This is a genomic window from Mesorhizobium sp. M7A.F.Ca.US.007.01.2.1, from assembly GCF_003998165.1.
In the GTDB taxonomy this organism is placed as follows: Bacteria; Pseudomonadota; Alphaproteobacteria; order Rhizobiales; family Rhizobiaceae; genus Mesorhizobium; species Mesorhizobium ciceri.
This window is the reverse complement of the sequence record NZ_RZQP01000210.1, coordinates 1-11,269: the sequence shown is the minus strand read 5'-3', so window position 1 is coordinate 11,269 and position 11,269 is coordinate 1. Positions and strand designations below refer to the sequence as shown.

Annotated in this window: 11 protein-coding genes; 1 reads left to right on the top strand and 10 read right to left on the bottom strand. The window is 63.5% G+C overall.

Features of this window, described 5'->3' with window-relative positions; all coding sequences use genetic code 11:
* On the bottom strand, window positions 1-1,309 hold a 1,309-nt coding region (locus tag EN949_RS27625; RefSeq protein ID WP_164782559.1), incomplete at its 3' end, for a cache domain-containing protein.
* Window positions 1,310-1,478: 169 nt separating this feature from the next.
* Here EN949_RS27625 and EN949_RS27620 point away from each other — a divergent pair.
* Entirely contained in the window at window positions 1,479-2,807 is a 1,329-nt protein-coding gene (locus EN949_RS27620; RefSeq protein WP_127366941.1) for a dicarboxylate/amino acid:cation symporter, read from the top strand.
* A 67-nt stretch (window positions 2,808-2,874) separates the two neighbouring features.
* On the opposite strand, the gene EN949_RS27615 is transcribed toward EN949_RS27620, so the two are convergent.
* The 9 genes from EN949_RS27615 to EN949_RS27575 all read right to left on the bottom strand — a co-directional run.
* Window positions 2,875-3,903, bottom strand: coding sequence for an ROK family protein (locus tag EN949_RS27615; protein WP_127371837.1), 1,029 nt, complete (start codon window positions 3,901-3,903; stop codon window positions 2,875-2,877).
* Window positions 3,900-4,622: a ribulose-phosphate 3-epimerase gene (locus EN949_RS27610; protein WP_127367811.1), complete on the bottom strand. Its 723-nt coding sequence runs from the start codon at window positions 4,620-4,622 to the stop codon at window positions 3,900-3,902. The genes EN949_RS27615 and EN949_RS27610 overlap by 4 nt, the downstream gene beginning before the upstream one ends.
* Complete coding sequence (locus EN949_RS27605) at window positions 4,619-5,452, bottom strand: alpha/beta hydrolase (protein WP_127371292.1); 834 nt, start codon at window positions 5,450-5,452, stop codon at window positions 4,619-4,621. The genes EN949_RS27610 and EN949_RS27605 overlap by 4 nt, the downstream gene beginning before the upstream one ends.
* Window positions 5,452-6,270, bottom strand: coding sequence for a sugar phosphate isomerase/epimerase (locus EN949_RS27600; RefSeq protein WP_127365880.1), 819 nt, complete (start codon window positions 6,268-6,270; stop codon window positions 5,452-5,454). The genes EN949_RS27605 and EN949_RS27600 overlap by 1 nt, the downstream gene beginning before the upstream one ends.
* Window positions 6,270-7,346 (bottom strand): Gfo/Idh/MocA family oxidoreductase, encoded by a 1,077-nt coding sequence (locus EN949_RS27595; protein ID WP_013532944.1) that lies wholly within the window; start codon window positions 7,344-7,346, stop codon window positions 6,270-6,272. The genes EN949_RS27600 and EN949_RS27595 overlap by 1 nt, the downstream gene beginning before the upstream one ends.
* Before the next feature lie 11 nt (window positions 7,347-7,357).
* Window positions 7,358-8,179: a sugar phosphate isomerase/epimerase gene (locus tag EN949_RS27590; protein ID WP_127365879.1), complete on the bottom strand. Its 822-nt coding sequence runs from the start codon at window positions 8,177-8,179 to the stop codon at window positions 7,358-7,360.
* Window positions 8,180-8,242: 63 nt separating this feature from the next.
* Window positions 8,243-9,085, bottom strand: coding sequence for a carbohydrate ABC transporter permease (locus EN949_RS27585; RefSeq protein WP_095198875.1), 843 nt, complete (start codon window positions 9,083-9,085; stop codon window positions 8,243-8,245).
* Between the two features lie 5 nt (window positions 9,086-9,090).
* Complete coding sequence (locus EN949_RS27580) at window positions 9,091-9,987, bottom strand: sugar ABC transporter permease (protein ID WP_023764771.1); 897 nt, start codon at window positions 9,985-9,987, stop codon at window positions 9,091-9,093.
* Between the two features lie 138 nt (window positions 9,988-10,125).
* On the bottom strand, window positions 10,126-11,269 hold a 1,144-nt coding region (locus tag EN949_RS27575), incomplete at its 5' end, for a sugar ABC transporter substrate-binding protein (protein WP_164782558.1).

The following is an 11,269-nucleotide window of genomic DNA, read 5'->3' as shown; positions in this document are numbered from 1 at the left end:
GGCGGAGGATGGAAAGCCGGTTGGCCTGGGCGAGATCGTCGCGCAGTCGGCGGACCTTGGCTTCGGCATTCTCGCGCTCGGTGATTTCGCCGGCAAGTGCGGTGTTGGAGCGCGTCAGCTCGGCCGTTCGCGTGCTGACCCGGCTTTCGAGCTCGGCATTCATGCGCGCCAGCGCTTCCTGCCGCAGCCTGCGCGTTCGCCGGCGCCGGGTCAGCACGTAGGCAATCAAGCCTAGAAGCAGCAAGCCCAGGAGCGTGGTCAGGCGCGCCGTATTGGCGGCCGAGGAGAGAGCAGCGTCGGCGGGCGTCAGCAGCCACAGACGCCAGCCTGGGACTGCACCGGGCAAATCCTGCACCACCTCGACGAACTGGCGTGGTTTTCCGGCGTTGTCGATCGTCGCCAGGCCATCGCCGGCGCCGCGTCTGAACGGCAGCGGCTCGAAGGCAGCATCGGCCAATTGCAGTTGCTCATGGGCGGCGGCCACGTCCTCGGCCGACAGTGGTGCCAGCGCACGAAACCGCCAGTCGGGCTGGCTGGTGGCCAGCACGACGCCTCGTTCATCGGTGACAAAGACAAGGAAACCGCTGGAACGCCAATTTGCCTCGACGCCGTCGAGCTCGACCTTCAACACCGCAACGCCAAGCGGCTTGCCGTTATCGTCGACGCGGCTCGAAAGGTAGAGTCCCGGCCGTCCGCTGATCGTGCCGAGGCCATATTGGCTGGCAGCACCTTTCGCCATCGCCTCCTGAAAATAGTGCCGGAAATTATAGTCGATGCCGACAAAGCTGGTCGGTTCGCCGGCATTGCTGGCTGATATGGCGATGCCTGCCGTATCGATGACATAGATGGCGGAGGCCGAGGCATCGCCGGCAATCGCCTTGAGCTTGTCGTTGAGGGCCGCTTCTTGCATCTTCCCGGCCCGGCGCAGCGCGCCCCGCACAGCATCGTCGCGGGCCAGCACCAAGGGAACCAGGCGCTGCTTTTCGATTTCGCCGGTCAGCGTTCCCGCCGCCAGCGGCAGAGCGGCAAGTGCTGTGTCGCGCAGATTGTCGGCCGCCTGGCCGGAGGCGATGCGCCCGGCGATGGCGATCGCGCCAGCCAGGACGGCAAGGGCGACGACCACGGCAAGCCAGCGGCCATCGCGCAGCCGGGCCACCGCCTCGCGCAGCAACTCACGGCCGGTAAACCCTTGGGATTCGCTATCGGTGTCTGCCTGCGGCGTCTGCTCTCTCCCTTTTCTTCGCGGCTTTCCGGTCAGTGTAATGCGAAAATCCGCCCAGGCAAACGCCACTTGTGCGGAAATCCGCACAAGTATTGTCCGCGCGACCTTTGACAAAGGCGGAAATCCGCGATTCCGGCCTTTCCCCGATCTGGCACGACGCTTGCAAAACTGTTTTCAGCGGCGTGCGACCGGAGCGCCGCGATGGGAGAAGTCACGCAGGCGATCCGTTTTCGCCCATCCGGCCAGGGAGAGTTCGATGCACATCGCAGACCAATCAGGCGCGCTTGCCGCGCAGCGCAAGCCTTTCTATGCCCAACTCTACGTGCAGGTGCTCGTCGCGATCACCGTCGGCATCCTGCTCGGCCATTTCTATCCGTCGGTCGGCGAGAGCATGAAGCCGCTCGGCGACGCCTTCATCAAGCTGGTCAAGATGATCATCGCCCCGGTCATCTTCCTGACCGTGACAACGGGCATTGCCGGCATGAGCGACCTGCAGAAGGTCGGGCGTGTTGCCGGCAAGGCGATGCTCTATTTCCTCACCTTTTCGACGTTGGCGCTGATCATCGGCCTTGTCGTCGCCAATGTCGTGCAGCCGGGCGCCGGCTTCAACATCGACCCGGCGACGCTCGACGCCTCGACCGTCAACACCTATGCCGCCAAGGCGCACGATCAGTCGGTCACCGGGTTCCTGATGAACATCATCCCGTCGACCATCGTCGGCGCCTTCGCCGACGGCGACATCCTGCAGGTGCTGTTCTTCTCGGTGCTGTTCGGCATCGCGCTGGCGCTGGTCGGCGAGAAGGGCATGCCCGTGCTCAACTTCCTGCAGGCACTGACGACGCCGATCTTCAAGCTGGTCAGCGTGCTGATGAAGGCCGCCCCCATCGGTGCCTTCGGCGCCATGGCCTTCACCATCGGCAAATACGGCATCGGCGCGGTCATCAATCTCGCCATGCTGGTCGGCACCTTCTACGTGACGTCGTTCCTGTTCGTGTTCATCGTGCTGGGTGCGGTCTGCCGCTACAACGGATTCTCCATCCTGTCGCTGATCCGCTACATCAAGGAAGAGCTGCTTTTGGTGCTGGGCACCTCCTCGTCGGAGGCCGCCCTGCCCTCGCTGATGGAAAAGATGGAGAAGGCCGGCGCCAAGCGCTCGGTGGTCGGCCTGGTCATACCGACCGGCTATTCCTTCAACCTCGACGGCACCAACATCTACATGACGCTGGCGGCGCTGTTCATCGCGCAGGCGACCAACATCCACCTGTCGATGGGTGACCAGATCCTGCTGCTGCTGGTGGCCATGCTCTCGTCCAAGGGTGCCGCCGGCATCACCGGAGCGGGCTTCATCACCCTTGCCGCCACGCTGTCGGTGGTTCCGGCGGTGCCGGTCGCCGGTATGGCGCTGATCCTCGGCGTCGACCGCTTCATGTCGGAATGCCGGGCGCTGACCAACTTCGTTGGCAATGCCGTCGCCACGCTGGTGGTGGCGCGCTGGGAAGGCGAACTCGACGAGGCCAAGCTGGCGAGGGCGCTGGCGGGCACGGCTGATGACAGCCTGCCGGCGGATGTCGTCCCCGCCGAGTAACCACGCGTGGCTTATGCGTAAAAGGCCGGAGGCATGCTGCCTCCGGCCTTTGTCATGCAGTCGCACGTCAGACGGTGCCGATCTTGCTCAGTGGTGTGTCCGGATATGTGCTTGGGCCGATAGGCATGCGGGCTGCCAAAGTGCCCTCGTCGTCGAACAGCACAAGGCTGGCGGCGCCGACGAGCCCAGCATGGCGGCCGAGCTGTGCTGGAACGACCGGTACGTCGCGATAGGCGCGCATGGCCCGCTGCCTGATGGTTGCCTCGATGGTCGGCGCCATCAGGTCGAGCCCATTGGCGATGCCGCCGCCGACGACCAGCACATCGGGCGAATAGAGATGTAACAGGTTGGTGAAGCCGACGCCCAGCCAGCGGGCTTCCTCGTCCAGCAAGGCCGAGGCAAGATCGTCGCGCAGCCGTGCCGCCTCGACGACGTGGCGGCCGGTCACCTCCGCATCCGCTGACAGGCGCCGCAAGGCAGAGCCGTCGCCGGCCGCCGTGGCGGCGGTGGCGCGGCGGCCGAGCGCGGTTCCCGAAGCGATGGCCTCGAAGCAGCCGATGACGCCGCACACGCAACGCTCGCCCTCATTGGTGATGGTCATGTGACCGATCTCGGCGGCAAGGCCACGGCGGCCATGCAGGATGCGCCCATCGACGACGACACCGCCGCCGATGCCGGTCGACACCGTGACAAAGACCAGCGAGCGAGCGCCATGGCCGGCGCCGAAGCGCCATTCGCCGAGCGCCGCGGCATTGGCGTCGTTCTCCAGACGGACCGGCAGGCCGAGCCGCCGCTCGAGGATGTCGGCAAGCGGTACATCCAGCCAGCCGGTGAGTGTCGGCGGGCCGACGGCGATGCCGGCCAGCGGATCAAGCGGTCCCGGCGCACCGACACCGACGCCGACGACCGACAGTGCCGGGGCTTCGGCATGGACGGTCGCCGCCAGCGCCTCGATCTGGCCGATCACCACGTCTGGACCGGCCTGCGCCTGCGTCGGCACCGCCGCGAATGCCAGGATCTTGCCTTCGCGGTCGACCAAGGCGGCGCGAAGCTCCGTCCCGCCAAGATCGATCGCAAGGGCGGCTTCCGTTGTCATGCCGCGACCTTCAAGCCGTGCAGCCAGCCGATGCGGCCGGCGAGGTCCTTGTCACCGAAGGCGAGCGAACCGAGAACCACGGTTTCGGCCCCGGCGGCACGCAGCAGCGGCACGGTCTCGTGGCGGATGCCGCCGTCGGCCGCCAGAACCACGTGCGCCTCGCGGCCGGCCTTTCTCAGGATGGCGCGGGTAGCGCCCAGCCTGTCGCAGGCCTTGTCCGACAGGCTCTGTCCCTTGACGCCGATTGCGGTTCCAAGAAGCGTTACGAAGGCGACTTCCGGGACGAAGGCCGTCACCGCTTCCACAGGCGTCTCCAGCCTGAGCACGACGCCCGCCTCGGCGCCGAGCTCCCGCGCCAGCCGCACGGCGCGCAATCCCGCTTCGCCATTCTCGGCATGGACGCTGATCATGTCGGCGCCGGCTTCGATGAACTGGCGCGTCTGCGCCTCGACGATTGCTTCATCGACCATCAGGTGGACATGGATGGGCTTGGCCGTCAGCCCTGCGATGCGGGCGACGAGGTCGGGGAAGAACAGGAAGGACGGGGCGAAATGACCGTCCGCCACATCGATATGATGAAGATCGACATAGGGTTCGATGCGCTTCAAGTCGTTCTCGAAATTGGCAAGATTGGCAGACCAGAGCGAGAATTCGGCGATCATGCGATCGCGTGGCAGTTCGGCGATGGCGGCCGGGCCGGAGAGAGATTTCGAGATCATGATTGGTCCTGCTTGTCAAAATTTGTGTTGAGAAAGCTGCCGATGGCGGCGCGGATTTCGGCGAAATGACGCTCCTTGTCGGTGGCCTTCGGCGTCACCTCGACAAAGGCGGCATTGGGGATGGTGTCTGCAAGGCTGCGCGCGGTGGCCAGCGGATGGACGAGATCGATGCCGCTGCCAATGACGAGTGTCGGGAGCGCGAGGCCGGCGGCCGCTGCCCGCGTCACGCCGGCCCCATCGTTTGCGATTGCTCGCATCACCTCGGCGAAAACATTCGCGTTCTCGCGCGCAAAAAAGCCAAGCAAGGACGCGAGATTGTCCGGCGCTTCGGTGCGAAACCATGTGGCAGTCGCGGAGGCCGCGAAGGCATCGCGCGCGTCATCCAGCGGACGGCTGAGGATGAGCTCCGCCACTTCCACGTAAGGGCGCATGTTTTGCGGTGCCGCGTCGAAAGCCCAGGCAGGGCGAACAAGCACGAGACCTGTGACCCTATCCGGGTGCCGGGCCGCAAGCCGCAAGGCGATGGCCGCGCCCATCGAGATGCCGCCGGCGACGAAACGGTCGAGGCCGACCGCATCTGCGGCGGCCAGCACGTCGTCGGCGAACATCGCGATCGAAAACGGGCGATTGCTGCCGGCGTCGGACCCGCCCTGCGCTCGGCATTCGACGGTCAGCCGGCGGTATGAAGGGCCATCGGGAAAGTTCTGCGCCACTTGTGCCGCATCACCGCCGAGGCCATGCTGGAAGACGACGGGAGGCCTGCCCTGCCCCGTGTCGAAGACACGAAGCGATGCATCGTCGCGAAGCAGGATCGCCGGCGCGGCGCCCATCAGAGGAGTCCCCGCAGAAAGGCTGCGACGCCGGGGGCTTCATCGGCGGACAGCCCGTGGGTGACGAGCGATCCGTCGAAGCCCGCTGCCTTCAGCCGTGAAACAAAATGCGGAAAATCGACGATGCCTTGTCCAGCGGTGGCAAAGCGGCCGTCACCAGAGCGATCCTTGGCGTGCGCCATGGCGATATGGCCGGCAGCCTCGTCGATCGCGGCGGCGACGATGGCGCGCGCTTCGTGTGGCGTCGCGTGCTCGAACAGGTTCGCCGGATCGAGTACGATCTTCAGATGCTTCGATCCCATTTCGGCGATCAGCCTGGTCGCGTCCCTGGCCGAGGTGACGATGTTGGCCTGCTCGGGCTCGATGCCGAGATCGACGCCGGCGTCTTCGGCAAGCGCCAGCGCTTTCTCCATCTCGGCGGCCATGTCGGACCAGGCGGCCGGCGTGCTATTGTCGGGATGATACGCCCATTGATCGGCGGCATTGCGCGAGCCGGTGCAGAGCGTCACCAGCGGAATGTCGAGGGCAGCAGCAGCATTGATGACGGCCGCGAGACGCCTGAGGCCACCGTCGCGGACGGCCTTGTCGGGATGCGCCATGTTGTAGGTGCCCGACAGTGCAGCGAGTGCAACCCCGGTCGATTGTGCTGCGGCGCGGATGGAAGTGACTGCTTCCGCCGGCACGACATCCGGCATCGACGGCAGGCCGGCGCAGGCGAGATTGAACTGTGTCGTCTCATAGCCAGCCTGGCGCACCGCCGTCAGCACGGCAGCCGGCTCAGTGCCCGGAAAAGTCTTGGCGAAAATGCCGAGACGCATCAGACCGCTCCCGAAACCGAGGCGAGTTCGACCCGTTCACCTGTCTCGACCGAACGCGCGATGGCGACCATGGCGCGGATCGAGGCGATGCCGTCCTCGACATTGGCGCCGCGCATCGGCGTGCCGTTCAGGACTGTATCCGCTAGGCCTTCCAGTTGGCGGCGGAAGAAGTGGCCGTCGGCGCCGAGCGGCTTGTGGGCGGTGGCGGTCTTCTCGTGAAATATCTCGACCTCGCTGGCGCGGAAGTACCAGGGGTTGAAGGTTTTCGCGATGACGGAGCCGTTCTCGCCATAGAGCTGAAAACCTTCGTGCCAGTCCATGCGCACGGCAACGGTCAGGTCGAGATGGCCGAGCGCGCCGCTGGCGAACTCGGTCTCGACGAACCAGCAATAGGCGCCGAATTTCTCATTGAGGCGGGCGCGCACGGCAACGATATCGCCGCACAGGAAACGCGCCGTGTCGACGAGATGCGAGCCGTGCGCCAGCATGAAATATTGCCTGAGATCAGCCTTGGGATTGCCGGTCGGCTTCTTCGCCAGCTTGCTGGTGACCGGCAGCGGCTGAATGGCATCGGTGTTGGTGTAGCGATGGGTGGAATCGCAGTACCAGGCCTTAAGCGCCAGCACCTCGCCGATCTCGTCGCGCACGAAGTCGCGCGCGGCCTCCAGCGCCGGGTCGAAGCGCTTCATGTGACCGACCTGCAGGACCTTGCCCGAGCGCCTGACCGCCTGCGCCAGTGCCTCGCCTTCCTCCACCGAGGTGCCGATCGGCTTTTCGCACAGGACATGCTTTCCCGCATCGAGCGCCTTGATCGACATCGGCACGTGATAGGCGTCCGACGTGGCGACGATCACCGCTTCCAGTTCGGGATCGGCGAGCATGGCGTCGTAGTCGGCATACATCTTTTGCGGCTCGTAGGTGGCGCCCATGCGGGCGAGCAGATCGGGTGCCGCGTCGCAGATGGCGTAGAGGTCGGCATTCCCAGCCTTCACGCAGGATTGCAGATGCGCGAACTGCGCGATGGGACCGCAGCCGAGCACACCGACCCTGAGGCGTCTGTCTTGTTTCTTGATCATCGTATCGTTCTTCAGGCGCCCAAGCTGCGCATTGTTTGGCGGTTGGTCTTGACCGCGCCGGCGGGATCGGCGGCGGCCGTTTCGGATTCTTCCTCCAGCACCAGCCAGCCGTTGAAGCGCGGTGCGGTGTTGGCGATCTCGATGACAACAGGCGTGTCGCAGACGCCCTTGCCGAGCATGGCCCAGCTGCCGTTGGCATCGACGTCCTTGAGGTGGATGTAGCGGATGCGGTCGCGGTAGGTGCGCAGCGTATCGGACATGTCCTTGTGGCCGCGCAGTATATGGCCGGTATCCGGCACCCAGCCGACCAGGTCGGGGTCGAGCAAGGCAAAGATCGCATCGTAATCGGAGCGGTCGAACAGCAGCGTGTTGTGGTGCGAGCTTGGATGCACCGCGACCTGAACACCGGCCCTGCGGCCAAGCTCGCCGGCCTGGTTGTAGACCTCGGCCGCGATGGCGAACTTCTCGTCGCGCGGCCCGTCGGACACCACCGTCGCCGAGCCCATCGAGACCAGCGCGCCCGGGAACGCAGCCGCGAAGCCGATCCAGCGTTTGGCGGTCTCGAGATCGTCGCCGATCTCCTCCTTCGACGTAAAGCCACTGTCCGAGCCAAAGGCGAAGGAAACCAGCGTCAGCCCCCACGCCTTCAGCGCGGCGGCGAACTCCTCCGGCTTGTTGCCATAATGTCCGATCATGGTGTCGGTGATCTCGATGCCCGCATAGCCACCGTCAGAGATCGCCCTCAGCAGATCGTCGGGGCCGCCGGTGAACCGGTCTCCCAGCATTTCCCAGGTGAAGGTCTGGCAGCCGACTTTGAGGTCTTTCACGTTCATCCTTTCAATCCTTGATACCGCTTATTGATTGATGCCACCCTGCGTCGCCGTGGGATGAACATCCTACTTGACCGAGCCCGCGGTCATGCCGGCGAGGAAGTACCTCTGGGCAACGAGGTAGATGAGCAAGAGCGGTAGCGAGCCGAGCACGCTCATCGCCATCATCTGGTTCCATTCGAAGGCGTGCTGCCCCATCAACAGCTGGATGCCGATCGGGACGGTTCGCATGGACGTCGATTTCGTCAGCGTCAGCGCAAAGAGAAATTCGTTCCAGCACAACAGGAAGGTGTAGACCGACGTCGCCACGATACCAGGCAGTGAAATCGGGACAATCACCCGCCAAAGCGCGGTCCAGCTGCTGCCGCCGTCGACAGCCACGGCTTCATCGAGATCGCGGGGCAAGGTGTTCAGATATCCCGTCATCAGCAGGATCGCGTAGGGCAGCGTAAACACCAGGTAGGTCAGGATCAGTGCGACGTAGGTGTCGAAGATACCGTATGAGACGACAAGCCCGAAGAAGGGGATCAAAAGTGTGATCGGCGGAATCGTCTGCGTGCTGATGATGAGTGTGTTCAGGCTGCCCTTGCCGCGGAAGTTGAAGCGGCTGAACCCGTAGGCCGCCAGCAAGGCGATCAGCACCGTCAGCACGGTCACCGCTCCCGCCACGAAATAGCTGTTGAAGAAGAAGCGCAGCTTTACCGGGTCGCCAAGAATAGCTGCATACGCTTCCAGCGTGAACGCCTTTGGCAGGATGGTTGGCGGCAGGGCAAAGATTTCGGTATTCGATTTGAACGAGCTGCTCAGCATCCAGTAGATCGGGAATGCCGCGAAAAAGAGCCCCGCTGCAAGCGCTACATGGAGCGCCACGGTGATCAGCCTGTCTTTCGGCGTATGCCTTTTCCTCATGGTGATTACCGAGCCTTTTGATAGCGAATATAGAACAGCGTCAGGCCGAGAGAGATCAGCAGGATGACCACGGCGCTGGCCGAAGCCTGCGACAGGTTGTAGCTCGAAAATGCCAGCTTGTACGTGTAGGTGCTGAGGACCTCGGTCGAGTAGATCGGGCCACCGCCCGTCGTTATCCAGATTAGCGGGAAGACCTGCATGGTCCAGATGAAGTCGAGCAGCGAGATGCTGATGATGATCGGCATCAGCTGCGGAATGGTGATGAAGATCAGCTTCTGGTAGGCTTTCGCCCCGTCGATATCGGCGGCCTCGTAGAAATCCTTGGGAATGCCCTGCAAACCCGCGAGCAAACTGACCATGAAGAGCGGGTAGCCCGCCCAGATATTGGCAAAAGTGACTGCATGCAGCGCGGTCTCAGGCGAGGAAAACCATTCGACCTTGGAACCGATGATGCCGATTTGCATGAGAATACTGTTCACGACACCGTTCGGCTCAAGCAGGAGGCGCCAGATCACGGCGATAATCACCGCGGTGAACAGCCAGGGCAGTATGTAGAGCACGCGCAGAATATTGCGCAGCGTCGGATTGATGCGGTCGCTGTTCAGCATGAGCGCGAAGACCATGCCGATGGTCATGTGGAAAATGACACTCATGCATGTGAAGTAGAGCGTGTGCCACAGCGAAGCCCAGAACACGGGGTCGTCGAAGATCGCCTGGTAGTGCTTCAGTCCGGCAAAGGATGGGTCACGACGCAGCACCGCGCTGTTCTGGAACGAGTAGGCAATCACCGTCACCATCGGCAGCAGCATCAGGAGCCCGATTATGAGCAGCGAGGGCGACAGATAGAGGTAGGGTGCGACCGCTCGTTTGAGCTTGTGGTGGGAGCGCTTTTGCCGGGTCATGTGCCAACCTTGGGATACGCCTTCAAGGGAAGGTAAGCTTTCAAAAACAAGTCCACTCAGAATGCCGATCCGTTGTTGCCGGGTGGCCTGCCCGAAGTCAGGTCACCCGGTCGAAGACAGCAAACGGGAACAGGCCGATCAGAATTTCGCCATCCAGCCCTTCTGAGCGGCGGCGGCTGCTTGTTCCGGAGACTGCTCGCCGGCGAGCATCTTCTGGGCTTGCACGTCGAACTGGGTCATCAGGTCTTCAGCCACCGGCAGGCCCGTGAACTCATTGGCGAGATGACCGGTCTTGAAGATTTCAAAAGCCTTGCCGAAAGCCTTGTCCGAGGTCACGAAATCGGGCTTGGCGTTGACGTTGCCCGGGAAGGCGTTTGCAAGCGACACGAGCTTGGCGTTGACCTTTTCACTCATCAGATACTGGACGAGTTTCCAGGCCTCTTCCTGATGTTTCGAAGCCGCAGAGATGCCGATGCCCCAGGAGGCATAGGGAAGGCCGCGCTTGCCGGTATAGTTTTCCACGACAGGGACCGGAATGAGGTCGAAGTTCAGCTCGGGATTGCGCTCGCGGATGAGGTTCACATGCGCGAGCGAGTCGATCATCATCCCGACGCGGTTGTTGACGAACTCCTCGACCTTTTCCTGCTCGGTCTTGGTGGCGATGCCGGGCGAGATGGTGCCGGCGTCATTGAGTGATTTGACGAAAGTGAGCATATCCACCACCGGTTTGCCCTCAAGGTCCGGCTTGCCGCTCGCCATCATCGACTGGCCCGAAGCCCAAACCCACGACATCATGTCGTTCTGGACGCCGGATGGCGTTTGCAGCGACAGGGGCAGCACCCAGCCATACTGGTTCTGGTCGGCGTGCGTCATCTTCTTGGCGGCTTCGAGAAACTCCGCACGGGTCGACGGCAGCTTGGTCACGCCCGCCTTGGCGGCGAGGTCCAAATTCACGAAGACCGGATAGACGAACGAAGCCACGGGAAACATCACGGCCTTGCCGTCCACCTTGATGATATCCGCGACCTGGCTCTTGTCGAAACCGCTCGCATCCATCATCGGATTCATGTCGGCGAGTGCGCCCTGCGCATTCAGATTGTTCACCCAGGCGCCGTCGAGACCGACGACGTCGCTGAGCGTTCCGGTTGCAGCACCAACCGAGATCTGGTCTCGCGTGGTGGCGTAGGGGCCGCTGACCAGCGTCACCTTGATTCCGGGGTTTGCCGCCTCGAACTCGTCCATAATTGACCTGAGCGAGCCAGCCGGCAATTCGGGCTCCCAC

Bases quoted from the DNA above. Each gene is read 5' to 3' on its own strand.
- EN949_RS27620 (WP_127366941.1), top strand. From the start codon at position 1,479: ATGCACATCGCAGACCAATCAGGCGCGCTTGCCGCGCAGCGCAAGCCT.
- EN949_RS27615 (WP_127371837.1), bottom strand. From the start codon at position 3,903: ATGACAACGGAAGCCGCCCTTGCGATCGATCTTGGCGGGACGGAGCTT.
- EN949_RS27610 (WP_127367811.1), bottom strand. From the start codon at position 4,622: ATGATCTCGAAATCTCTCTCCGGCCCGGCCGCCATCGCCGAACTGCCA.
- EN949_RS27605 (WP_127371292.1), bottom strand. From the start codon at position 5,452: ATGGGCGCCGCGCCGGCGATCCTGCTTCGCGACGATGCATCGCTTCGT.
- EN949_RS27600 (WP_127365880.1), bottom strand. From the start codon at position 6,270: ATGCGTCTCGGCATTTTCGCCAAGACTTTTCCGGGCACTGAGCCGGCT.
- EN949_RS27595 (WP_013532944.1), bottom strand. From the start codon at position 7,346: ATGATCAAGAAACAAGACAGACGCCTCAGGGTCGGTGTGCTCGGCTGC.
- EN949_RS27590 (WP_127365879.1), bottom strand. From the start codon at position 8,179: ATGAACGTGAAAGACCTCAAAGTCGGCTGCCAGACCTTCACCTGGGAA.
- EN949_RS27585 (WP_095198875.1), bottom strand. From the start codon at position 9,085: ATGAGGAAAAGGCATACGCCGAAAGACAGGCTGATCACCGTGGCGCTC.
- EN949_RS27580 (WP_023764771.1), bottom strand. From the start codon at position 9,987: ATGACCCGGCAAAAGCGCTCCCACCACAAGCTCAAACGAGCGGTCGCA.